18 protein-coding genes are annotated in these 24,189 nt (G+C 69.9%); 17 read left to right on the top strand and 1 reads right to left on the bottom strand.

Annotated elements, in window-relative coordinates; all coding sequences use genetic code 11:
- Positions 1 to 77 precede the first annotated feature (77 nt).
- The 3 genes from gspE to AC04MD_RS10965 all read left to right on the top strand — a co-directional run bounded on the left by gspE (position 78) and on the right by AC04MD_RS10965 (position 4,218).
- Positions 78 to 1,790, top strand: coding sequence for a type II secretion system ATPase GspE (gspE, locus tag AC04MD_RS10975; RefSeq protein ID WP_475497308.1), 1,713 nt, complete (start codon positions 78 to 80; stop codon positions 1,788 to 1,790).
- Positions 1,791 to 1,794: 4 nt separating this feature from the next.
- Entirely contained in the window at positions 1,795 to 2,244 is a 450-nt protein-coding gene (locus tag AC04MD_RS10970; protein ID WP_475497307.1) for a hypothetical protein, read from the top strand.
- A gap of 144 nt (positions 2,245 to 2,388) precedes the next feature.
- Positions 2,389 to 4,218, top strand: a complete 1,830-nt coding sequence (locus AC04MD_RS10965; protein ID WP_475497306.1) for a family 43 glycosylhydrolase — start codon at positions 2,389 to 2,391, stop codon at positions 4,216 to 4,218.
- Between the two features lie 49 nt (positions 4,219 to 4,267).
- Here AC04MD_RS10965 and AC04MD_RS10960 read toward each other — a convergent pair whose 3' ends face one another.
- Positions 4,268 to 11,047 (bottom strand): ESPR-type extended signal peptide-containing protein, encoded by a 6,780-nt coding sequence (locus tag AC04MD_RS10960; protein WP_475497305.1) that lies wholly within the window; start codon positions 11,045 to 11,047, stop codon positions 4,268 to 4,270.
- Between the two features lie 164 nt (positions 11,048 to 11,211).
- Here AC04MD_RS10960 and AC04MD_RS10955 point away from each other — a divergent pair, with 164 nt between their 5' ends.
- From AC04MD_RS10955 to AC04MD_RS10890, 14 genes are all read left to right on the top strand, one after another.
- On the top strand, positions 11,212 to 11,502 hold the full coding sequence (locus tag AC04MD_RS10955) for a hypothetical protein (protein WP_475497304.1): 291 nt from the start codon (positions 11,212 to 11,214) through the stop codon (positions 11,500 to 11,502).
- 149 nt (positions 11,503 to 11,651) lie between these two features.
- Positions 11,652 to 13,451, top strand: coding sequence for a S8 family peptidase (locus AC04MD_RS10950; RefSeq protein ID WP_475497303.1), 1,800 nt, complete (start codon positions 11,652 to 11,654; stop codon positions 13,449 to 13,451).
- A 128-nt stretch (positions 13,452 to 13,579) separates the two neighbouring features.
- Complete coding sequence (xpsF, locus tag AC04MD_RS10945; protein ID WP_475497302.1) at positions 13,580 to 14,794, top strand: type II secretion system protein XpsF; 1,215 nt, start codon at positions 13,580 to 13,582, stop codon at positions 14,792 to 14,794.
- 31 nt (positions 14,795 to 14,825) lie between these two features.
- On the top strand, positions 14,826 to 15,251 hold the full coding sequence (gspG, locus tag AC04MD_RS10940; protein WP_475497686.1) for a type II secretion system major pseudopilin GspG: 426 nt from the start codon (positions 14,826 to 14,828) through the stop codon (positions 15,249 to 15,251).
- Positions 15,252 to 15,331: 80 nt separating this feature from the next.
- Entirely contained in the window at positions 15,332 to 15,778 is a 447-nt protein-coding gene (xpsH, locus tag AC04MD_RS10935) for a type II secretion system protein XpsH (RefSeq protein WP_475497301.1), read from the top strand.
- On the top strand, positions 15,775 to 16,206 hold the full coding sequence (xpsI, locus tag AC04MD_RS10930; RefSeq protein WP_475497300.1) for a type II secretion system protein XpsI: 432 nt from the start codon (positions 15,775 to 15,777) through the stop codon (positions 16,204 to 16,206). Before xpsH ends, xpsI begins: the two co-directional genes overlap by 4 nt.
- Positions 16,203 to 16,874 carry a prepilin-type N-terminal cleavage/methylation domain-containing protein gene (locus AC04MD_RS10925; RefSeq protein ID WP_475497299.1) on the top strand — a complete coding sequence of 224 codons (672 nt, stop codon included), beginning with the start codon at positions 16,203 to 16,205 and terminating at the stop codon, positions 16,872 to 16,874. The genes xpsI and AC04MD_RS10925 overlap by 4 nt, the downstream gene beginning before the upstream one ends.
- Positions 16,871 to 17,722 carry a type II secretion system minor pseudopilin gene (locus AC04MD_RS10920; protein ID WP_475497298.1) on the top strand — a complete coding sequence of 284 codons (852 nt, stop codon included), beginning with the start codon at positions 16,871 to 16,873 and terminating at the stop codon, positions 17,720 to 17,722. Before AC04MD_RS10925 ends, AC04MD_RS10920 begins: the two co-directional genes overlap by 4 nt.
- Positions 17,719 to 18,858, top strand: coding sequence for a PilN domain-containing protein (locus tag AC04MD_RS10915; RefSeq protein WP_475497297.1), 1,140 nt, complete (start codon positions 17,719 to 17,721; stop codon positions 18,856 to 18,858). Before AC04MD_RS10920 ends, AC04MD_RS10915 begins: the two co-directional genes overlap by 4 nt.
- Positions 18,839 to 19,459 carry a type II secretion system protein GspM gene (gspM, locus tag AC04MD_RS10910; RefSeq protein ID WP_475497296.1) on the top strand — a complete coding sequence of 207 codons (621 nt, stop codon included), beginning with the start codon at positions 18,839 to 18,841 and terminating at the stop codon, positions 19,457 to 19,459. The genes AC04MD_RS10915 and gspM overlap by 20 nt, the downstream gene beginning before the upstream one ends.
- Entirely contained in the window at positions 19,449 to 20,276 is an 828-nt protein-coding gene (locus tag AC04MD_RS10905) for a type II secretion system protein XpsN (RefSeq protein WP_475497295.1), read from the top strand. Before gspM ends, AC04MD_RS10905 begins: the two co-directional genes overlap by 11 nt.
- Before the next feature lie 9 nt (positions 20,277 to 20,285).
- The gene (gene gspD, locus AC04MD_RS10900; protein WP_475497294.1) at positions 20,286 to 22,496 is read left to right on the top strand and encodes a type II secretion system secretin GspD; all 2,211 of its coding nucleotides are present in this window, start codon (positions 20,286 to 20,288) and stop codon (positions 22,494 to 22,496) included.
- Positions 22,493 to 23,344 carry a glycosyltransferase family 2 protein gene (locus AC04MD_RS10895; RefSeq protein WP_475497293.1) on the top strand — a complete coding sequence of 284 codons (852 nt, stop codon included), beginning with the start codon at positions 22,493 to 22,495 and terminating at the stop codon, positions 23,342 to 23,344. Before gspD ends, AC04MD_RS10895 begins: the two co-directional genes overlap by 4 nt.
- Before the next feature lies 1 nt (position 23,345).
- On the top strand, positions 23,346 to 24,185 hold the full coding sequence (locus AC04MD_RS10890) for a glycosyltransferase family 2 protein (RefSeq protein WP_475497685.1): 840 nt from the start codon (positions 23,346 to 23,348) through the stop codon (positions 24,183 to 24,185).
- The last annotated feature ends 4 nt before the right edge of the window (positions 24,186 to 24,189 follow it).

The raw sequence follows: 24,189 nt of genomic DNA, 5'->3' as shown, positions 1-24,189 counted from the left end.
CGGCGACGGCGGGCCACGCCTGGGCAACGCGCCACCTGATAAAGTCCGGGGCGTCAACAGGTCTTAGGACGCCTTGCGTGGACGCAGCCGCGATCGATACCCCGCTTTCCGACGACGAACGCATCGTTGCGGCGCTGCTCGCCCGCGGGCGGTTGAAGGAAACCGACCTGGCGCGTGCGCGCCGGTTGCAGGAAGAGACCGGCGGCGGCTTGCTTGCGCTGCTGTCGCGGCTGGGGCTGGTGTCCGAGCGGGACCATGCGGAAACCGTCGCCGAGGTCCTGGACCTGCCGCTGGTCACCGCCAAGGATGCGCCCGACGCGCCGCCGGAATCGGTGACGCTGTCGCAGCGCTTCCTCAAGCAGTTCCATGTCTGCCCGGTGGGCGAAGACGAAACCCACATCGACCTGCTGATGGCCGATCCGCAGGACCGCTACGCGCTGGATGCGGTGCGTCTGGCCACCGGCCGCAGCGTGCGGCCACGGGTCGCCCTGCGTTCCGAGATCGGCGACCTGATCGAGCGCTATTACGGCCAGGGCCGCAGCGCGATGGGCGCCATCGTCGAGAACGCGGATGGCGAGTCCACCGTCGACCTGGACGATGTCGAGCACCTGCGTGACCTCGCCTCCGAGGCGCCGGTCATCCGCCTGGTCAACCTGGTCATCCAGCGTGCGGTGGAACTGCGCGCCTCCGACATCCACATCGAGCCGTTCGAGAACCGGCTTAAGGTGCGCTACCGCATCGACGGCGTGCTGGAGGAGGGCGAAAGCCCGCCCGCCAACCTCACCGCAGCGGTGATCAGCCGCGTCAAGATCATGGCCAAGCTCAACATCGCCGAGCGTCGCCTGCCGCAGGACGGCCGCATCATGCTGCGCGTGCAGGGCAAGGAACTGGACCTGCGCGTCAGCACCGTGCCCACCGCGCACGGCGAGAGCGTGGTGATGCGCCTGCTCGACCGCGAGACGGTGGTGTTCGACTTCAAGAAACTCGGATTCACCGATGCCTTCCTGCCGCAGTTCCAGAAGGTGCTGGAGCAACCGCACGGTATCCTGCTGGTCACCGGCCCCACCGGCTCGGGCAAGACCACCACGCTGTACACCGCGCTGAGCAAGCTCAATACGCCGGACGTCAAGATCATCACCGTCGAGGATCCGGTCGAATACCAGATCGAAGGCATCAACCAGATCCAGGCCAAGCCGCAGATCGGGCTGGACTTCGCCCACGCGCTGCGCAGCATCGTGCGGCAGGATCCGGACATCATCATGATCGGCGAAATGCGCGACCTCGAGACCGCGCGCATCGCCATCCAGTCCGCGCTCACCGGCCACCTGGTGCTGTCCACGCTGCACACCAACAACGCGGCCGGCGGCATCACCCGCATGCTCGACATGGGGGTGGAGGACTACCTGATGACCTCCACCATCAACGGCATCCTCGCCCAGCGCCTGGTGCGCCGGCTGGAGCCGACGCATGCGGAGAAGTACGCGGCGTCGCCCGAAGAGATCGAGAAGTTCGGCCTGCGCCGCTTCCAGCCGCAGGGCGAGATCTTCCTGTACCGCCCGCGCGGGTCGACCATCGCGCCGACCGGCTATCTCGGTCGCACCACCATCGTCGAGTTCCTGGTGATGAACGACGGCATCCGCCGCGCCATCATGCGCCACGCCGGCATGGGCGAAATCGAACAACTCGCGCGCGAGAACGGCATGCGGACCATGTACGAGGACGGCATCGTCAAGGCGATGTCCGGCGAGACCACCATCGAGGAAGTGCTGCGCGTCACCGAAGAGGGGTGAAACGATGAAGCGGACGCTGCTCGGATACGTCGTGATCGTGCTGTGCGCGATGCCGGTGATCGCGTCGGCGGCCAAGCCCGCACCGAAGACGCTGTCGCGCGGCGAACTGCCGGCCGGCTTCGCGATAGGCGATGCATTGCCGTCGCTGGCGCTCCAGGTCGAGGTCGTCGACGGCAAGGTGGCCGCGTCCGCACCCGCCGGCGATGCGCCGGGCAACCTGCGCGCCGCGCGCAGCGGCGACGCCACGCAGACCACGCTGATGGTCAGCAGTGCGCTGGCGGAGGCGGTCAAGTTCGACCTGTACGTCTCGCTGGACGGCGAAAAGTTCACCTACGCCAGCAGTTGCGGCGTCACCCCCGGCATCTCCTCGTTCGAGATGTGGGAGCAGCCGGTGAAGCTGTTCGCGCTGGGCAATCCGCGCGTGCTGCCGAAGGGACGCATGGACTGCGACTGAGGCGCCGCGTTCCATCCCCTCGTCGCGACATACCTTTACCGATCCGGGCGTGTTCGCTGCGCTGCGGCTTTCCGTTGCCCCTATCCTCGGGAATACTCGCGTGTAATCGTTTTCAGCGAGGGTGGCGTGGACAGGAACGGGGCGATGCGCGTGGCGCTGCTGGCGGTGCTGGCATGGACGGGTGCGGCGGACGCGGCGGAGGCCGCGAGGAAGACTTACGCCAATCCCCTCGACATCGACTACCGCTACAACTTCGAGCAGGAAAGCCGGGGCATTTCGTACCGCACCGGCGCCGATCCGGTGATCGTGCGCCACGGCGATGCCTATTACCTGTTCCAGACTCTGGCCGACGGCTACTGGCGCTCGACGGACCTGGTGGACTGGACGTTCATCGCGCCCAGCCGCTGGCCGTTCGACAGCATGGTCGCGCCGGCGGTGATCTCCGACGGCGACCGCCTGCTGGTGATGCGTTCGCTGTTCTCGCCCGGCGCCGTGCTGCAGTCGCGCGATCCCGCCAGCGGTCGCTTCGATTTCCTCACGCGCATGCTGCCGGAACTGCCGAACGCGGTGTCGCCGGGCCGCGATGTCGGCCTGCCGGGCTGGCGCAACGGCGACCCGCAGCCGGAGAAGATCCCGCCGGGGCCGTGGGATCCGGCGTTCTTCAAGGACGACGACGGCCGCTGGTACCTGTACTGGGGCTCGTCGGATACGTTTCCGCTGTACGGCATCGCGCTCGATATGTCGAAGGGCATGCGCTACGTCGGCACGCCGCGCGCGTTGCTCGCGCTGGATCCCGCGCGCCACGGCTGGGAGCGCTTCGGCCAGGACCATCGCGGCGCGTTCTTTCCCGACGGCACGCCGGTGGGGAACTACATGGAAGGCGCGTGGATGACGAAGGTGGGGGGCAGGTACTACCTCCAGTACGGCGCGCCGGGTACCGAGCACAACGCCTATGCGACCGGCACCTACGTCGGCGACAGCCCGCTCGGACCGTTCGCGTACGCGCCCTACAACCCGGTGGGCTACAAGCCCGGCGGTTTCGTGCAGGGCGCAGGACACGGTTCCACGTTCCAGGACGCGTATGGCAACTGGTGGAATACCGGCACGCCGTGGCTCGGCTACAACTGGACCTTCGAACGGCGCATCGCGATGTTCCCGGCGGCCTTCAGTGCGGACGGGCAGATGTCGGTGAGCGCGCGCTTCGGCGATTTCCCGCATTACGTGCCGGATGGACCGAATGCCGATCCGGAGGCGCTGTTCACCGGCTGGATGCTGTTGTCGTGGCGCAAGGCGGCCACGGCGTCGACCACGCTGCCCGGCCATGCCGCGGGCAACGTCACGGACGAGAATCCGCGCACCTTCTGGGTGGCGGGCAGGAATGAAGCCGGACAGACGCTGACGTTGGACCTCGGCGCATCGAAGACGCTGCGCGCGGTGCAGGTGAACTTCGCCGACTACCAGTCCGGACGCTACGGCGACGCCGACGACATCTACACGGAATTCGCGCTGGAGTATTCGACGGACGCGCGCCGCTGGCAGCCGCTGGCGGCAACCGGCACGCCGCGCCGCGACCGCCCGAACGCCTATTTCCAGCTGCCCGCACCGGTCAGCGCACGCTACGTGCGTTACGTGCACGGGCATGTCGGCGCCGCGCACCTGGCGATCAGCGATCTGCGCGTGTTCGGCAGTGCCGGTGGCCGTGCGCCGTCCGCTCCGCACAAGGTGACGGCGCGTCGCGATGCCGATCCGCGTCAGGCCTTCATCGCCTGGCAGCCCGTGCGCGGTGCGGTGGGCTACAACGTGCGCTGGGGCATCGCGCCGGACCGCTTGAACCTGAGCTACCAGGTGTTCGCCGACCGGCCGACGACACTTGAGCTGCGCGCGCTCAGTCGCGATGTCGGCTACCACGTGGCGGTGGAGGCCTTCGACGAGAACGGCGTGTCGCCGTTGAGCGCCACGGTCGCGCTGCCCTGATCGCGGAAAGGAAAGGGCCCGGCGGTGCCGGGCCCTTCCTTGTTGCCGGTTACAGGTCGATACCGAAGCCCACGCCGGCCGACTTCTCGTCGCCACTGAACGCACCGCCGATGCTGAAGGACGCGCGCTCACCGATCGGCTTGGAGTAGCCCACCGACAAGGCGTTCTCGCCGTTCTGCCAACCTGCGCCCACGGCGACGCGTCCACGCGGACTGCGGCTGCCGGCGGCGTTGATCGCCATGTTCAACATCGCCGAGCTCATCGCGCCCATCCGGTCGAGACGGCGGTCCTGCTCGGAGAAGCGACGGTCCACGTCGCCGCGGAAGGCGTTGAAGTCGTCTTCCAGCGCCTTGACCTGGAAATCGGCGTAGGCCTTCGCGCTGGCCAGCGTGCTGGCCGAGGACTGATCGGTGTAGCTCTGTGCGCTGCTGAGCGTGTTGGCATCGCCCGCATCGGCATAGGACGCCGCCGCTGCCGGGACGTCGGCCGCCGCGGTGGCATCCGTCGGTGCGGCGACGGCCGGTTGGCCACTGGCCACCGCACCTCCCGTCGTCTCGCCGGCCGTCGTCGCCGCTCCCCGGCTCGGTGCCGACGCCGTGCTGCCCGTGCCACCGGCGCTCGTGGCCGGCGTCTCGCCCGCCGTCCGCGCCTGGCTGGCCTGTGCGGATGCGGTGGTGCCGGCGGACGCGGTAGTGCCGGCCGTTCCGTTGTACATGCCGTACAGCTCGTTGAGCTTGGCGTCGACGGCGGTGAAGGCCGCGCCCACGTTGTTGTACGACGTGCCCTGGATCGTGTAGCTCGGCGCGATGAACACGCCACCGGAGAAGCCCGCGCCGCCGCCGAGCGCACTGGCGACGGAGCCCAGCTGGAACAGGTTCACTGCGTCGGTGGCCTGGGTGCCGGCCGCGACGTTGGTGACCTGGCGTTCGCTGCCCGCGCTGCCGACCGACACCGTGTCTTCGCGATCGGCGACCGAGTCGCCACCGATGGCCACGCTGTTGTCGGCTTCGGCGGTGGCGAGATTGCCGACGGCCACCGAGTTGACGCCCGGTGTGTAGGCACCGCCACCGACCGCGACCGAGTAGTCGCCGGAGGCTTCGGTGGGCAGGAAGCCGAAGAACGCCCCGCCGACCGCGACGCTGTTGTCGCCGCTGGCGACGGCGTTCGAGCCCAGCGCGGTGCTGTCGTAGTTGCTGGCGACGGCACCGAAGCCGAGCGCGGTCGCGTTCTCCTGCGACGCTTCCGCGCCGTAGCCGATCGCCGACGCACCGAGCGCGGATGCGCTGCTGTAGCCGCCGACGGCAGCCGAGCCGTCGCCCGAGGCATCGCTGCGGAAGCCGTTTGCTGTGGCCTGCAGGCCGGACGCCGAACTCTCGGTGCCGGTGGCGGTGGCATAGGCGCCGGACGCCGTGGCGCCCGCGCCGGTCGCGGTGGCGCCGCTGTCGCTGGCGACCGCACCGGCGCCCACCGCGGTGGCATCGTCCGCCGTCGCTTCGGTGCTGGCGTAGACCGGATTGCCGTCGGCATCCAGGATCGGGTCACCGTTCTCGTCGAACAACTGGCGCTGGCCGCCGACGGCAACCGACCCTGCGCCGGCCGCCTGCGCGCCCGTACCGTTGGCCACGCTGTTCGCGCCGGTTGCGGTGGCGTTGAAGCCGGTCGCCGTTGCGCCGTCCGCCAGCGCGAATGCGCCGGAACCGGTCGCGGTCGCGCCTTCTCCATCGGCGAGTGCTGCCGAACCGGATGCCGTGGCGTAGTCACCGTTGGCGGTAGCGTCGTCGCTGCCGTCGCCCGCGCCATTCGCCTTGAAGTAGCGCGTGGCATTGCCGGAGGCTTCGGCGACGGCGTTGAGCTGGTCCAGGTTCACCGCGTCCGTTCCCTCGGTACCCGCCGCCACGTTGGTGATCTGGCGTTCGGCGCCGACGTCGCCGACCGACACGGTGTCGTCGCGGTCGTTCCACGAGTTCGCGCCGATCGCGACGCTGTTCGTCGCGCCCGCGACCGAGTTCACGCCCAGGGCCACGCTGTCCTCGCCATCGGCATAGCTGTTGTGGCCGAGCGCGGTGCTGTAGTCGCCGGTGGCCCAGGCGCCGTTGCCGAACGCCGAACTGCCGATGCCGCTGGCGCGCGTGTTGATCAGGCCGAAGAACGTGGTGCCGCCGACGGCCGTGCTTTCCTCTCCGCCCGCGCTCGCGCCTTCGCCGACCGCCGTGGCGCCTGCGCCACCTGCGCTGGCGCCATAGCCGAACGCCGAGGCGAAATCGCCGCCCGCGCTGCTGTAGCCGCCGACGGTGGTGGACGCCAGGCCATCGGCGGCGCTGCGGAAACCGAGGGCGGTGGATTGCTGCCCGGAGGCCGAGGCTTCCGTGCCCAGTGCGGTGGCGTAGGCACCGGAGGCATTCGCGCCCGCGCCGAGGGCACTCGCGCCGACCTCACCGGCGACGGCGCCCGCACCGATCGCGGTGGCATCGTCTGCCGTCGCTTCGGTGCTGGCGTAGACGGGATTGCCGTCTTCGTCGAGCAGCGGATCGCCGTTCTCGTCGAACAGCTGGCGCTGTCCGCCGACCGCAACCGAGCCTGAGCCCGCCGCTTGCGCGCCCGCACCGTTGGCGACGCTGTTCTCGCCGGTGGCGGTTGCGTTGAAGCCGCTCGCGGTCGCACCGTTCGCCAGTGCGAACGCACCGGAGCCGGTCGCGGTCGCACCGACGCCGTCAGCCACGGCCGAAGAGCCGGACGCGGTCGCATAGTCGCCATTGGCGGTGGCGTCGTCGCTGCCGTCGCCTTCGCCGTTCGCCTTGAAGTAGCGCGTGGCGTTTTCCGACGCCTCGGCGACCGCGCTCAACTGGTCGAGATTCACCGCATCGGTACCCTCGGTACCGGCGGCCACGTTGGTGATCTGCCGCTCGCTGCCTGCGCTACCGACCGACACGGTGTCCTCGCGGTCGGCGACCGAATCGCCACCGATGGCCACGCTGTTGTCGGCTTCGGCGGTGGCCAGGTTGCCCAATGCCACCGAGTTGAAGCCCGGCGTGTAGGCGCCACCACCGACGGCGACGGAGTAGTCGCCGGACGCTTCGGTCGGGATGAAGCCGAAGAACGCACCGCCTACGGCGACGCTGTTGTCGCCACTGGCGACGGCGTTCGAGCCCAGCGCAGTGCTGTCGAAGTTGCTGGCGACTGCACCAAAGCCCAGCGCCGTGGCGCTGTTGCCGCTGGCCTCGGCGCCATAGCCGAAGGCCGACGCACCGAAGTTCGACGCACTGCTGTAGCCACCGATGGCGGTGGCGGCATCGTCCGACGCATCGCTGCGGAAGCCGACGGCGGTTGCCTGGATGCCCGATGCGCTGGCTTCGGTACCCAGTGCGGAGGCGTACGCACCGGATGCAGTCGCGCCTGCACCCGCAGCCGTTGCACCGGTCTCGCTGGCGACGGCACCTGCACCGATCGCGGTGGCGTCGTCCGCCGTCGCTTCGGTGCTGGCGTAGACCGGATTGCCATCCTCATCGAGCACCGGATCGCCGTTCTCGTCGAGCACCTGGCGCTGTCCACCGACGGCGACCGATCCCGCACCCGTCGCCTGCGCGCCCGCACCATTGGCGACGCTGTTCTCGCCGGTGGCGGTTGCGTTGAAGCCGCTCGCGGTCGCACCGTTCGCCAGTGCGAATGCACCGGAGCCGGTCGCGGTCGCGCCGACGCCGTCGGCCACGGCCGAAGAGCCGGACGCGGTCGCATAGTCGCCGGTGGCGGTCGCGTCGTCGCTGCCATCGCCCGCACCGTTCGCCTTGAAGTAGCGCGTGGCGTTTTCCGACGCCTCGGCCACCGCGTTCAACTGGTCCAGGTTCACCGCATCGGTGCCTTCGGTACCGGCGGCGACGTTGGTGATCTGCCGCTCGCTGCCGGCATCGCCCACCGAGACCGTGTTGTCGCGGTCGGCGGTCGAGTTGGCGCCCAGCGCGACGCTGTTGTCGCCCAGCGCCGTGCTGTAGAAGCCGACCGCGGTGCTGTTGTCGCCGCTGGCCCAGGATTCCGCGCCCAGAGCGGTGGCGTAGTCGCCGGGCGCGTAGGAGAAGAAGCCGGCCGCCGTGCTTTCCACGCCGGAGGCTTCGGACAGGCTGCCGGCCGCGAGGCTATAGTCGCCCGCGGCGATCGCACCGGAACCGAAGGCCGCGGCGCTGAAGCCGCTGGCCTGCGTATAGACGAGCAGGCCGAAGCCGGGAATCAGGTCCGCCGGTCCGCCGACCGCCACGCTGTAGTCGCCGGTCGCGCCGCTGGCATGGCCGAAGCTGGAGGCATACGAGCCGGTCGCGGTGCTGCCGTAACCGAATGCCGAGCTTGCTTCGCCGCTCGCCTCGCTGAGCACGCCGAACGAGGAACTGCCGAGGCCCGAGGCGAGGCTGCCGGAACCGACGGCCGTCGCGCCGAGACCGGAGGCCACCGTGTTCACGGTAATCGGGTTGCCATCGGCGTCGAACGCATCGACCTGTCCACCGATCGCGATGCTGGACTCGCCGCTGGCTTCCGCGCTGCTGCCGTTGGCGACGCTGTTGCTGCCGGTCGCGGTGGCATTGAAGCCGGTCGCCGTGGCGCCATCGGCCAGGGCGAACGCACCGGAGCCGGTCGCGGTCGCGCCGACGCCGTCGGCGACTGCTGCAGCCCCGGAGGCCGTGGCGTAGTCGCCGTTGGCGGTCGCGTCGTCGGTGCCGTCTTCTTCGCCATTGGCCTTGAAGTAGCGCGTGGCGTTCTCGGATGCTTCGGCGACTTCGTTCAACTGGTCGAGGTTCACCGCATCGGTACCCTCGGTACCGGCGGCCACGTTGGTGATCTGCCGCTCGCTGCCTGCGCTGCCGACCGACACCGTGTCCTCGCGGTCGGCGACGGAATCGCCACCGATGGCCACGCTGTTGTCGGCTTCTGCAGTGGCCAGGTTGCCCAATGCCACCGAATTGAAGCCCGGCGTGTACGCACCGCCACCGACGGCGACCGAGTAGTCGCCCGAGGCTTCGGTGGGAATGAACCCGAAGAACGCACCACCGACCGCCACGCTGTTGTCGCCGCTGGCGATGGAGTTCGAGCCCAGTGCGGTGCTGTCGGAGTTGCTGGCGACCGCTCCGAAGCCCAACGCCGTGGCGCTGCTGCCGCTGGCCTCGGCGCCGTAGCCGAAGGCCGAGGCGCCGAAGTTCGACGCGCTGCTGTAGCCACCGACCGCTGTGGCCGCATCATCCGAGGCATCGCTGCGGAAGCCGACCGCCGTGGCCTGGACGCCAGACGCCGCGGCTTCGGTACCCATCGCGGACGAATAAGCGCCGGAGGCATTGGCACCTGCGCCCGCCGCCGTCGCACCGGTGTCGCTGGCGACCGCGCCAGCACCGACCGAAGTGGCGTCGTCTGCCGTCGCTTCCGTGCTGGCATAGACCGGATTGCCATCGGCATCGAGGATCGGATCGCCGTTCTCGTCGAGCAACTGACGCTGTCCGCCGACCGCCACCGCACCGGCACCCGAGGCCTGCGCGCCGGCACCATTGGCGACGCTGTTCGCACCGGTCGCCGTCGCGTTGAAGCCGGAGGCGGTCGCACCGTTGGCCAGTGCGAACGCACCGGAACCGGTAGCGGTGGCACCGACGCCATCTGCCAGCGCGGCGGAGCCAGAGGCCGTGGCGTAGTCGCCATTGGCGACCGCGTCATCCGTGCCATCATTGGCGCCATTGGCCTTGAAGTAGCGCGTCGCGTTTTCGGACGCGTCGGCCACGGCATTCAATTGATCGAGATTCACCGCATCGGTGCCTTCCGTGCCCGCCGCGACGTTGGTGATCTGACGCTCGCCGCCGGCGCGGCCGACGGAAACGGAATCTTCCCGATCGGCGACGGAATCGCCGCCCAGCGCCACGCTGTTGTCGGCGCTCGCCGAGGACAGATTGCCGATCGCCGTCGCATTCGTGCCCGACGCCCACGCGCCTCCGCCGACGGCCGTCGAGAAATCACCGGAGGCTTCGGTCGGCAGCAGACCGAGCAGTGATCCACCCACGGCGACGCTGTTGTAGCCGGTCGCGATGGAGCCCGAGCCCAGCGCCGTGCTGTCGCCGCCGCTGGCATCGGCGCCATAACCGACTGCCGTATCGAAACCGCCCGACGCGTTGGCGAATCCGCCGAGCGCGACCGTGGCGACGCCGGTCGCCGTGCTGGTGTGGCCGGCGGCCAGTGCCTGGGTGCCCGAGGCGGTGGACGAACTGCCGAACGCGCCGGCGTACGCGCCCGTGGCACGGCTGCCCGTGCCCACGGCACTCGCGCCGGCGCCCGTCGCGTTCGCCAGCGTGCCGACCGCGGTCGCATTCGCGCCGGTCGCATTGCTCTGGCTGCCCAGCGCCGTCGCGCCCTGCGCGGTGGCGTTGCTGTCGTAGCCGACGGCGGTGGCGTTCACGCCCTTCGCTTCGGCATAGCCGCCCACGGCGGTGGCGCCGGCCTTGTTGGCGATGCTCTTGTAGCCGACCGCGACTGCATGGCGACCGGACGCGTCGACATCGTCGCCGCAGGAGACGGCGTTCTCACCGGGACGCCCGTCGATGATGGGGTTTCCGCGCGAATCCACGCAGAAGGCGGGACCCTTTCCGATCTGCGGCTTGTCGTTCTGCGGCTGGCCTTTCTGTTTGTCATGGGCCAGTGCCGCGCCGAACGGCGCGCCTGCGAGCAGGGCCGAGACCAGCAGCGTCACGCCGAGCCGCGCACGCACGCGCGCACCGGACGACATCACGCCGTGCGCGCGACGCGCGAACTCCGAGGCCACCACCAGCATGCCAAGGGAAGGGTTCCACACCTTGCTGTAAATCCTGTTCATGGATCACGTCCTTCATCTGTGTTTTCGGGGGAATACGACAGCGCCCGGGCCAGGCTGCGGCACGGGAATTCGAGGCGGACTGCGTCAGGCAAACAGACAGCGCGGCATGCGACAGGGGAGACGCATGGCCGGGTCGCACGAAGCAACGGAAGCAAGGAAGGGTGATGCGCGTCGTCCATGCGGGCGAGCGTGGGCGTGCTGCGGTCGGCGCGAGGAACACGACGCGGGGGCGTCGCAACAAGAAAGGCGTGCAAGTGGCGCTTCGAAACGAAATGTCGCGTCGAAAAACAATTCCCTCATTCCCCATCCCCTCATCCCGAGATGATGCAAAACAACTCCGTGTGATCGAACACTACATCCGCGTTGTTCAATTTGCGAGAGATTTGCTACGTTCGGCTCAACGCGACGAAACCGCTGAAAACAAGGCGTTAATGCCGTGTGTAAGCGATGTGTAGAGGATGTATTCGCTGCGTGAAGAGTGCCGTGGCAGGTAAACAGGGGTACATGCACGACACGCTTGAAAGGGAAGTCGCAAGTCGTTGAGTAAGCACGTTGTAAACGGGTTACCCAGTTCGTTCATCCTTGTAGACATGGAGCAGGTCAAGTGAATCGAAATTCCTCATTCCGCGTTTCGCGTCGTCGTCCCCTCGTTGCTGCGCTCGCCGCAGTCGTCACATTCGGAGCCTTCGCGGCGACCGCCTCCGCCGGCGATGTCAGTACCGCCGGTCTGCGCGATGGCGAGACCTACGACCGGTTCATCGTGAAGTACCGCGATGGCAGCACCGCACGCGCCAGCAGCGCCACGTTGCAGCGGTCCCTGGTGGGCGCGGTATCGCGCGCCGCACTCGGGCCGTCGAACGGCAAGGCGGTCAGCGCGGCGAAGCTGCGTCGCCTGGGCATCGGCGCCGAACTGGTGCAGACCTCGCGCAAGCTGGACCGCGTGGAGGCGGAGAGCCTGCTGCGCCAGCTGGCGACCGACCCGGAGGTGGAGTTCGTCGAGGTGGATGCGAAGCGCTATGCGCGCCTCGTGCCCAACGACACCTACTACAATCAGTATCAGTGGCACTTCAAGGATCCGGTCGGCGGCATCAACCTGCCGGCGGCCTGGGACGATGCGACCGGCGCGGGCGTCGTGGTCGCGGTGCTCGATACCGGCATCACCGCCCACAGCGACATGGATGCCAACATCCTGCCCGGCTACGACTTCATCAGCGACACGTTCGTCTCGCGCGACGGCGACGGACGCGATGCGAACCCGCGCGACGAAGGCGACTGGAATCCGGTGGCGGGCGAGTGCTACACCGGGTCGCCGGTGCAGGACAGCAGCTGGCACGGCACGCACGTCTCCGGCACCGTCGCCGAGGTGAGCAACAACGCCAAGGGCATGGCCGGCGGCGCATTCGATGCCAAGGTCGTGCCGGCGCGCGTGCTCGGTCGTTGCGGCGGCTATACCTCCGACATTTCCGATGCGGTGATCTGGGCCTCCGGCGGCACGGTCGCCGGCGTCCCCGCGAACGCGAATCCGGCCGAGGTCATCAACCTCAGCCTCGGTGGCTCGGGTGCGTGCAGCGCTGTCGAGCAGAACGCGTTCAACATCGCCATCGCCAACGGCAGCACCGTGGTCGTCGCCGCCGGCAACGACGCCGGCAACGTCAACGGCTATTCGCCCGGCAACTGCGCCGGCGTGATCACCGTCGGCGCCACCCGCATCACCGGCGGCATCGCCTCGTACTCCAACTACGGCACGCGCATCGACATCTCGGCGCCGGGCGGTGGCGGCAGCGTCGACGGCAATCCCGGCGGCTATGTCTGGTCGGCCGGCAATGCGGGCACGACGGTGCCGACCACCGAAACGTATTTCGGCATGGGCGGCACGTCGATGGCCGCGCCGCACGTGGCGGCGGTCGTCGCGCTGATGCAGAGCGTGGCGGAAACGCCGCTGACGCCCGCGCAGGTCCTGGCGATCCTGAAGTCCACCGCGCGTCCGTTCCCGGTCGCGCCGCCGGCCAACCGGCCGATCGGGGCCGGCATCGTGAATGCCGCGGCGGCCGTGCAGGCGGTGATGGGCGGCGGCGAACCGCCGACCGCGACGGTGCTGACCAACAACGTCGCCGTCGGCGGCAATACCGGCGCCAAGGATGCCGTGGTGCAGTACGCGCTGGTGGTGCCGGCCGGCGCCACCAACCTGTCGTTCATCAGCTTCGGCGGCAGCGGCAATGCCGACGTCTACGTGAAGTTCGGCAGCGCGGCCACGGCGACCAACTACGACCTGCGCTCGGTGCGGCCCGGCAACAACGAGGTGGTGAACATCGCCGCGCCGCAGGCGGGCACGTATTACGTGTCGCTGGTCGGCAAGACGAAGTTCTCCGGCGTCAGCGTGCGGGGCAGCTTCACCGCGCCCTGATCCTGCGACGACGGTTAGTATCGCGGCCCCGGGAAACCGGGGCCGTTCCGTTCCGGAGCGTGATGCCCGCGCATGACGCTGGATGGGGGAATACGGTAAGTTGGCGCATTCCCGCTTCCCCTGACGGCATGCCGCTCTACCGCTACAAGGCTCTCAACGCGCACGGTGAAATGCTGGACGGCCAGATGGAAGCCGCCAGCGATGCCGACGTCGTCGCGCGCCTGCAGGAGCAGGGACACCTGCCGGTCGAAGCCGCGCTGGCGGTGGCCGGCGGTGGCCGCAGCCTGGGGCAGTTGTGGCGGCCGAATGCGTTCGCCGGCGACCGGCTGGTGCAGTTCACCCAGCAGCTCGCCACCCTGTTGAGCGCGGGCCAGCCGCTGGACCGCGCGCTGGGCATCCTGCTGGACCTGCCGGAGGACGAGAAGGCGCGGCGCGTCATCACCGACATCCGTGACGCCGTGCGCGGCGGCGCACCACTGTCGACGGCGCTGGACCGGCAGCATGGGTTGTTCTCGCGGCTGTACATCAACATGGTGCGTGCCGGCGAGGCCGGCGGCAGCCTGCACGACACCCTGCAGCGGCTCGGCGATTACCTGGAGCGCAGCCGCGCGCTGAAGGGCCGCGTGGTCAACGCGCTGGTGTATCCGGCGATCCTGCTGGTCGTGGTCGGCTTCGCGCTGCTGTTCCTGCTTGGCTACGTGGTGCCGCAGTTCGCGGTGATGTACGAAAGCCTGGACGTGGCGCTGCCCTGGTTCACGCGCGGCGTGCTGTGGGTGGGCGCGTTCGTGCGCGACTTCTGGTTCGTGCTGATCGCGGTGCCCGCCGTCGCCCTGCTGTGGTTCGACCGCCGTCGCCGCGATCCCGAGTTCCGCGGCCGGCTGGATGCCTGGCTGCTCGGCCGGCCACTGGCCGGGCCGCTGCTGGCGCGACTGGAGACCGCCCGCCTGGCGCGCACGCTGGGCACGCTGCTGAAGAACGGCGTGCCGCTGCTGACCGCGCTCGGCATCGCCCGCAACGTGCTGGGCAACCGCGCGCTCGCCGCCGACGTGGATGTCGCCGCCGAGGACGTGAAGAACGGCCATGGCCTGTCCGCGTCGCTCGGCAAGGGCAAGCGCTTCCCGCGGCTGGCCCTGCAGATGATCCAGGTCGGCGAGGAGTCGGGCGCCCTCGACGGCATGCTGCTGAAGACGGCGGAAACCTTCGAGCAGGAAACTGCTCAGGTGCTGGACCGTATGCTGGCCGCCCTCGTTCCCGCCATCACGCTGGTCCTGGCGGCGGTGGTCGGGGTCGTCATCGTCGCCGTGCTGGTCCCGCTGTACGATCTGACCGGCGCCATCAACTGAGAACCACGGAGAGTCCACCCCCATGTCCCGCATGCGCCCGATGACCGCGTTCCGCTCCCCGCGTTCCCAGCAGGGTTTCAGCCTGCTCGAGATCATCATCGTGCTGGTGCTGATCGGCGGCATCCTGGTGCTGGTGGGCAGCCGCGTGATGGGCGGCGCCGACAGTGGCAAGGTCAAGCTGGCGCAATCGCAGCTGCAGACGCTGGCCGGCAAGGTGGAAACCTACCAGTTGGACACCGGCCGCTACCCGGCGCAGCTGTCCGACCTGGTGAGCAACGCCGGCAACGCCGCCGGATGGCTGGGGCCCTACGCGAAGGAAAGCGAGTTGCAGGATCCATGGAAGAATCCGATCGAGTACCGCATCCCCGGCGAAGCGCAGCGCTTCGACCTGGTCAGCCTGGGCGCCGACGGCAAGGCCGGTGGCGACAGCGTCAACGCGGACATCAAGAACGAATAAGCGCGACGTCCGCCGTCGTGGCCCGCCGCGCCGTCCCTGCGTCCCTGTCCGCGAGCGGACCCGCCGACGCGCGTGCACGGATGGTGGGCTTCACGCTGCTGGAGACGCTGCTGGTCATGACGCTGATGGCGGCCGCCGCGATCCTGGCGGCGATGGCGTTCACCGGCGGCATGGAGGGCATGCGGTTGCGCTCCGAATCCAAGGAGATCGCCGCGCAGCTGCGCTACACGCGGGCGCGCGCCATCGCGACCGGGCAGCCGCAGGCCTTCCGCATCGATCCGCGTGCGCATGCGTGGGAAGCCGCCGGCGATCGCCGCGGCGAGATCGATGGCGCCCTGTCCGTCCGCTTCACCGGCGTGCGCGAGGCGCAGCTGCGCGCGGGCGAGGGCGCGGTGCTGTTCTTCCCGGATGGCGGTTCCACCGGCGGTCGCGTCACCTTGTCAGCAGGTACTGCGGCGTGGAGCATCGACGTGGCCTGGCTGACCGGCGAAACCCGGCTGCTGCGCGACGAGGTGCGTGCGCCATGACGCCACCGGACCGCCGCCACCAGCACGGCTTCACGTTGCTCGAAGTCATCGTCGCTTTCGCCTTGCTGGCGCTCGCGCTGAGCCTGCTGCTCGGCGCGATGTCCGGCGCGAGCCGGCAGGTCCGGGAGTCGGCCGACGGCAGTCGCGCCACCCTGCATGCGCAATCGCTGCTCGCACAGCTGGGCGCCGGCGAAGCGCTGCAGCCGGGGCGGCAGGAAGGCAGTTTCGAAGGCGAACGCTACCGGTGGCAGCTCGACGTGGCGCCGTTCGCCGATCCGCTCGCGGCACGGGCGCAGGTCGATCCGGGGGCGCCGCAGCTGCTCGACGTGCGATTGGTCGTGCGCTGGGGCGATGAACGCGGACAGGCGATGCAATGGCGCACGCTGCGGCTGGCGCCACGCGACGTCAACCAGGCGGTGGTGCCGTGATGCGCGCACGTGCGCAGGGCTTCACGCTGATCGAAGTGCTGGTGGCGCTGGTGCTGATGGCGGCCGGGCTGGCGCTCGCGTTCGCGACGTTGCGGTCCTCGACCGCCGTGGTCACCCGCGGCGAAGACATGGCGCAGGCCAGCGAGCGCATGCGTGCGGTCCACGGCTACCTGCGCGCGCGGCTGGCGTCGGCGCAGCCGATCGTGTTCGCCACCGACCGCGGCAATCTCCGGCAGGCGCGCTTCATCGGCACGCCGCAGCGCATGCGTTTCGTCGCCGACCTGCCGGACTATCTCGGTTACGGCGGTCCCTACCTGCACGACGTGGTGGCGGACGACCAAGGGCGCCTGCAGGTCGCGTTCGCGGTGGCGCGGCCCGAGGCCTCGCTGGAGGACGTCGACCTTGCGGCGCGCGGACAGCGCGCCGAGCGGCTCGCCGATGGCCTGCGCGCGGTGCGCTTCCGCTATCGCGGGCTGGATGCCGACAACCGGTTGGGTCCGTGGCAGGACCGTTGGGAAACGTCGGAAATGCTGCCGCTGCAGGTGAAGATCGAGATGGAGGCCGTGCGCGGCGGCCGCTGGCCCGACCTGGTGGTGACGCTGGCGCGCAGCGAAGGCGGCGCAGGCGGCGGCCTGCTGCCGGGCGGCGCGAATCCGGTGCTGCCATGAAGCATGCACGGGGTGCCGCCTTGTTGCTGGTGCTGTGGCTGGTGGCGCTGTTGACCGCGCTGGTGGGCGCCTACGCGCTGACGGCGCGGATGGAGGCATTGCAGGGGCGCGTCGGCAGCCGCGGCGCCATCGCGCAGGAAGTCGCCCGCGCCGGCATGGAGTACGCCCTGGTGCGCGTGGCCGACCGCAATCCGGAAACGCACTGGCAGCCGAACGGTCGTCCCTATGCGTGGGGATTCGACGGGCAGGCGGTGCAGGTGAGCATCGTCGACGAGACCGGCAAGGTCGATCTCAACCAGGCCGATGCGTCGCTGCTGTCGCGGCTGATGCAGGTGCTGGGGCAACCCGCCGATGTCAGCGACAGGCTCGCCGGCGCCATCGTCGACTGGCGGGATACCGACAATCTCAGCCAGCCGGCGGGCGGCGCGGAAGACGGCGACTACGCGGCAGCGGGCCGCGACTACGGCGCCAAGGACGCACCCTTCGAGACCGTTGCGGAAGTCGAACAGGTGCTGGGCATGACCCCCGAGCTGTACGCACGGATGGCGCCGTTCCTGACGCTCTACTCGGGGCGCGGGCAACCGGATGCGACCTACGCGCAGGGGCCGGTGCTCGAGGCGATGGGCATGGACGCGACCGCATGGCTGGCCCAGCGCAACGCCACCGGTGCCACCGGAAGCCCGCAACTCGTCGGCGCCGGGAGCGGCACGTATAGTATCGAGAGCCGTGCGCGGCTGGCCGATGGCCGCGAGGCGTCGCTGAGGACGGTGGTGCGCGCGGGGGCCAGCCCGGTGCCGGGTTCGGCTTACACCTTGTTGCGCTGGGAGGAGGGAGCGTCACCACAATGAGCGGCGTACGCGACACCTTGCAGCAGTTCCGGGCGCGCCTCGGCCCCGGCCCACGCAGTTTCCTGGCGTGGTGGGGACGTGCGCTGGCGACGTGGTTACCGGCACGCTGGCGCGTGCTGCTCGGGCTGACCGGCGACCGCCTGCTGTTCCAGCGGCTGGACGACGAGATCGAGATGACCTGGCTGGATGGCACGCAGCGGCACATGCTCGCGCGGTTGCCGGCCACGGTGACGCCGGATGAGTTGCAGGCCCTGCTCGGCAGCCGGCTCGCCGGCTTGCCGCGCTGGTGGCTGGTGCCCGCGGGCATGGCCCTGCGCCGCCGATTGCTGCTGCCCGCGGCGGCGGCGGAGCGCCTGCGCGACGTACTGACGTTCGAACTCGACCGGCAGACGCCGTTCGCCGCGAACGAAGCCTGTTTCGATGCGCGCGTGCTGGGTGTGCGAGAGGACGGCCAGCTCGATGTCGAACTGGCCGTGGTGCCGAACGCTGCCTTCACCGCCGGGCTGTCCCGGCTGGGCGGACTGGCGGGCGGCATGGCGGGTGCGGACGTGGAGGAGGCAGATGGCGGCATCCTCGGCCTCAACCTGCTGCCCGACGCCGCGCGCGTGGCGCGGCAGGTGCCGCAGCGTGGCCTGCACCTGGTGCTGGCGGCCGTGGCCGTGGTCGCCCTCGTGTTCGCCGCCTGGGCCGTGCTGGACAACCGGCGTGCCGCGGCCGATGCGTTCGCGGCGCAGGTCGACGATCGTGCCGACGCGGCGCGCCAGGTGGCGACGCAGCGGCAGCAGCTCGTCGACCTGGTCAACGGCACCACGATCCTCAACCAGACCAGCGCCCGTCGCCCCACCGCGCTGGAGGTGATGGACGACGTCACCCGGCGCCTGCCCGACAACACCTATCTGGAGAAGCTCGCCATCGAAGGCGATCGGCTGACGCTCATCGGCTTCAGTCCGGAAGCGTCGGGACTGGTGGCGCGCCTGCAGGGCTCGCCGCTGTGGCGCAATCCGGCATTGAGCGGCGCGTTGCAGCCGGATCCGCGCACCCGCATGGACCGCTTCACGCTGACGGCCGAACTGCTGGGCAAGCAGGATCCGTCGGCCAATGCCCAGGGAGGCGCCGATGCCGCTGGCCGTGACTGACCGCGACCGCTGGCTGGCGCTGGCGCTGCTGCTGGCGGCGGCGCTGCTGGGCTATTTCATCCTGGTGCATCCCTGGTGGACCGTGCCGATGCAGGAGGTGGGCGCGCGCGTCGGCGAACTGCGCGAGCGCGAGCTGCGTATCCGCACGCAACTCCAGCAGGCTCCGGAGGTGCAGCGCGAACTGGCGGCGGCACTCGCGCAGCAGGCGCAGCGTCCCGGCTTCCTGCCGGAGGCGACGGTGGAACTCGCCACCGCCGGCCTGGTGCAGCGGCTGGAGACCATCGTCAAGCAGGCCAGCCCCGGCAACCGCAGCTGCGCCATCGCCAACCAGTCGCCGCTGGCGGTCGCCGGCCGCGAGGTCTACCCGCGCGTGGTGGTGCAGGTGCGGCTGCAGTGCGGCGTCCCCGAACTCGCGTCGGTGCTGCACCAGATCGAATCCGGCAGCCCGCGCCTGTTCGTCGAGAACCTCAACATCCTTCCCCAGCGCTATGCCTTCCAGGCCGGCGAAAGCGGCGGAGGCGGGGTGGACGTCAACTTCGACCTCTACGGATACCTGAAACCGTCGCCGGCCACGCCGCAGGAGCCCGCCGGTGCGCGCTGACGCCTGGAACGTACGCACCTGGCTGCTCGCCGTGGTGGCCGCATGGGCCGTGCTGGCGGCGCTGCTGGCGGTGTTCGGGCTGGGTAGCCGCATCACGCCGCTGCCCGCCGATCCCGCGCTGGTGCAGCCGTTGCCCAAGCTTCCCGCCTCGCCGCCGGAACGCCTGGGCGAGCCGAACCAGTACGCCGACGTGGGCAACCGTCCGCTGTTCTCCGAAGACCGGCGTCCCAAGCCGTTCTTCCTGTCGGGTGAAGCCACCGCCGCGCCGACCTTCGACCTGGTGCTGACCAGTGTGCTGATCACTCCGTCGCTGCAGCTGGCGATCGTGCAGCCCGCGCAGGGGGGCGAAGGCCTGCGGGTGAAGGTGGGCGAGTCGCCGACCGGCTTCGCGGGCTGGCGATTGGCGGAACTGGATCCGCGCCGGGCGGTGTTCGACGGGCCGGAAGGTCGCCGTGAGCTGGAGCTGCGGGTCTTCGACGGCGCAGGCGGCCAGCCGCCGACCCAGGTCATCGGCAATCCACCCGCCGTTCCACCGGCAGCGGCGGTCCCACCGCCCGCCACGCCCGGCGGGCGCAGCACCGGCGGCAACAATGCGCCCGTCGCCATGCCCACCGTGGCCTCGCCGCCCGCACCGGGGCAAGTGCCCGCACCGGTCGCGATGCCGACGCCTGCGGCGACCGCGCCGACGGTGCCGGCCGCGACCACGGACCAGCAGATGGAAGCCATCCGCCAGCGCATCGAGCAGCGCCGCGCGCAGCTGCGGCAGCAGCAGGCGCAACCCACCACGCCGCCGGCAACGCCCGGCAAGACACAGTAGAGTGCCGGCATGACGTTACGTGTGATCCTGTTTTCCCTCTGCCTGGGCTTGCTGGCCGGTTGCGCCAGTGCGCCGTCGCCCGACGTGCGCCGTACCGCGGGCGCGCAGCCCGGCGAGGTCGTGCCCGGCAATGCGCAGACCGAACCGCTGAAGGAAGGCGAGGCCCCGGTGACCGGACCGCAGGCGCAGATCCGCCGCGGCAACGGGCAGATGATCAATCGCAGTGCGGCCGCCGCACCGGTGCCTTCGCTCGGCGGCGCCAGCAGCGGATCGGCCACCTTCAATTTCGAAGGCGAGTCCGTGCATGCGGTGGTCAAGGCGATCCTCGGCGACATGCTGGGGCAGAACTACGTCATCGCGCCCGGCGTCCAGGGCACGGTCACGCTGGGCACGCCGAAGCCGGTGTCGCCGGCCGAAGCGCTGAACCTGCTGGAGATGGTGCTGGGCTGGAACAACGCGCGTCTGGTCTACAGCGGCGGGCGCTACAACATCATCCCGGCCGACCAGGCGTTGGCCGGCAGCGTGGCGCCGCGCACCGGTCCGGCGTCCAGTGCACGCGGTTACGAAGTCCGCGTGGTGCCGCTGCGCTTCATCTCCGCCAGCGAGATGAAGAAGGTGCTGGAGCCGTACGCGCGACCCAATGCCATCGTCAATGTCGACGGCACCCGCAACGTCATCACGCTCGCGGGCACGCGCACCGAATTGGAGAACTATCTGCGTACCGTCGAGATCTTCGACGTCGACTGGCTGTCCGGCATGTCGGTGGGCGTGTTCCCGCTGCAGACCGGCCGCGCCACGCGCGTGGTGGCCGACTTGGAAAAGGTGTTCGGCAACGACAGCAAGACGCCGAGCGCCGGCATGTTCCGCTTCATGCCGCTGGAAGGCGCGAACGCGGTACTGGTGATCACGCCGCAGGCCGCCTACCTGGACCAGATCCAGCAATGGTTGGAGCGCATCGACGGTGCGGGCGAGGGCAGTCGCCTGTTCTCGTACGAGCTGAAGTACGTCAAGGCGCGCGAACTCGCGCAGCGGCTGGCGGAAGTCTTCGGTTCCTCGGGCGGTGGCAGCGGCAGCGATGGCCGCTCCACTGGCGGCGCCGGCAATGTGTCGCTGATGCCGGGCACCGATCCCGTGCAGATCAACGACGGCGGCATGAACAGCAGCGGCGGCAGCGTCGAGTTCGGCGGCAGCGGCAACAGCAGCGGTTCCGGCAGCGGTGGGCTCGGTGGCGGCACGCTCTCGCTCAACCAGCGCGACGGTGGCAACGGCGCGGTGACGCTCGAGGTCGACGGCGCCCGGGTCGGCGTGGCGGCGGTCGAAGAGACCAACACCCTGCTGGTGCGTGCCAGTCCGAGCGCATGGCAGTCGATCCGCGAGGTGGTCGAGAAGCTCGACGTGATGCCGATGCAGGTGCACATCGAGGCGCAGATCGCCGAAGTGTCGCTGACCGGCGACCTGAGCTACGGCGTCAGCTGGTTTCTCGAGCGTGCGATGACCGACAACGGCCTGGGGCCCTTCGCCGCGCCCGGTGCAGGCGGGCCCAGCGCCTGGAGCACGCTGGCCGGCAGCATCGGCGGCGTGAGCGGCGCGGGCGCGGTGTGGACCCTGGTCAAGAACGACGCCGCTGCCGTCATCACCGCACTCGACGAAGTCAGCGACGTGCGCCTGCTGCAGACGCCGTCGATTTTCGTGCGCAACAACGCCGAAGCCACGCTCAACGTCGGCAGCCGCATCCCGATCTCGTCTGTGACCGTCAATCCTGGCCTGGGTGGCGACAGCACCTACAGCCAGGTGCAGTACCTGGATACCGGCATCATCCTGAAGGTGCGTCCGCGCGTGACCAAGGACGGCGTCGTCTTCATGGAAATCGTGCAGGAAGTCAGCACGCCGGGCGACGTGCCGGACGAGAACGGCAACGTGCGCATCAACAACCGCCGCTTCAAGACCGAAGCCGCCGTGCAGGCGGGCAACACGGTCATGCTGGCGGGCCTGATCAGCGACAGCGCGACCAACGGTTCGACGGGCATTCCGGGCCTGAGCCGCATCCCGATCATCGGCGGCCTGTTCGGCAAGAAGACCACCAGCTCCGAGCGCAGCGAAGTCATCGTGCTGCTGACGCCGACCATCGTCGCCAACCCGCAGGAAGCGAACGACCTGACCGACGAATACGGCAAGCGTTTCCGCGCGCTGGAACCCCTGAACGCCCCGCGTACCCAGTGACGCCGCCGGCCGCCGCATCGTCGCTGCCCATCGTCCTGTTGCCGATCGGCAGCGACGACGACGCGCTCGACGCCTGCCTGGGCGCGCTCGATGCCGGCACACCCGCCGGCACGCGCCTGTGGCTGGCCGACGACGCGCGCGCCGGCCCGCGCGGCCTGGCCATCATCGAGCGATGGCTGGCGCGCACGCCGTTGCAGGCCGACTACACGCGGCGCCCGCGCATGCTGGGCGAAGTGGCGCACATGGACCAGATGCTCGCGGCGTGTGGCGATGCCGACGTGGTGGTGCTGGCGCCGGACGCACAGCCGCTGCCCGGCTGGCTGCAGCAGCTGACCGCCTGCTTCGCGCGCGATGCCGCCATCGCCACCGCTACGCCGTGGTGCAACGCGGGCGAGGCGGCGGCCTGGCCGCGACTGGGCGAAGTGAGTCCGCCGCCGACGGATGCCGAGCGCACGGCGCACGCCTGCGCCGCGATGTCGCCGCTGCACCCGGAACTGCCGGCGGCCGTCGCGCATGCGGTCGCATTGCGCGGCAGCGCGCGCAAGCGCGTGGGCGGCCTGGACGCCGCGAGCTACGGCTCCTGGTACGCCGCGCTGGTGGATCTGTCGCTGCGGCTGGCAGGGCTGGGCTGGCGCAACGTGCTGTGCGAGACCGCCTTCGTCGCGCGCGGCGGCGAGGGCGGCCCCGCGGATGGCGACATGGACGCCTTGAATGCGCGCTGGCCGACCTTTACGCCGAGGCTGGCGACGTTCCTGATGGAAGATCCGCTGCGCGTGCCGCGCGAGCGGTTGCATGCGCTGTATGTGGAAGCCGGATCACCGGAGCGCCAGCGTGACCTCTTCGGTTGAGATGTCCGGCATCGCCGCGGTGGTGGTGACGCACGAGAGCGCGTCCAGCATCGACGACTGCCTGATGCGCCTGCGGGTGGCGCACGGCGTGCACGAGATCCGCGTGGTCGACAATGCCTCCACCGACGACACCATGGAGATCGTGCAGCGGCACGCGCTGCAGGACGCGCGCCTGCGCTTCATCGCCAACCCTGACAACCCCGGCTTCGCGGTCGGCTGCAACCAGGGCGCGCGCGACACCGACGCGCCGTGGCTGGTGTTCGTCAATCCGGACCTGATGGTGGAAGCGGACACGCTGTCGCGGCTGCGCGCGCATGCCTGCGAGGTGGCGGGCGGGGTGGTACTGGGCGTCGATCTGGTCGACGAAGCCGGCGTGCGCGATGTCGCCGCGCGCCGGCGCGATCCGCAGTTCGCGGCGATGCTGCGCTCACCGGGTGCGGCGTCGAAACTGGGCGTGCCCGTCGACCAGGCGCAGGCGCTGCAGCCGGTGGACATCGTCTCCGGCGCACTGATGCTGATGCCGCGCGTGCTGTTCGACAGGATCGGCGGTTTCGACGAAGGCTACCGCCTGCACGCCGAAGACATGGACCTGTGCCGGCGCGTGCGCGTTACGGGCGCCCTGGTCGCCGTCGCCAACGATATCCGTGTGCTGCATATCCGCGGCGTCTCCAGCCGCGCGCGTCCGGTATTCGTGGAATGGCACAAGCATCGCGGCCTGTGGCGCTACTTCCGCACGTTCGAGGCAGCGCAATGCGGCATGTTCACCCGGATCGGCGTGTTCGCTGCGATCTGGCTGCGCTTCGGTGCGGTGCTGGCGCGGATCGTGTTGCGCAGGCGCTGAGTCC

Source organism: Pseudoxanthomonas sp. LjRoot206, from assembly GCF_056175725.1.
Note: the sequence above shows the minus strand (reverse complement) of the source record. Positions and strands in the feature narration are given on the sequence as shown.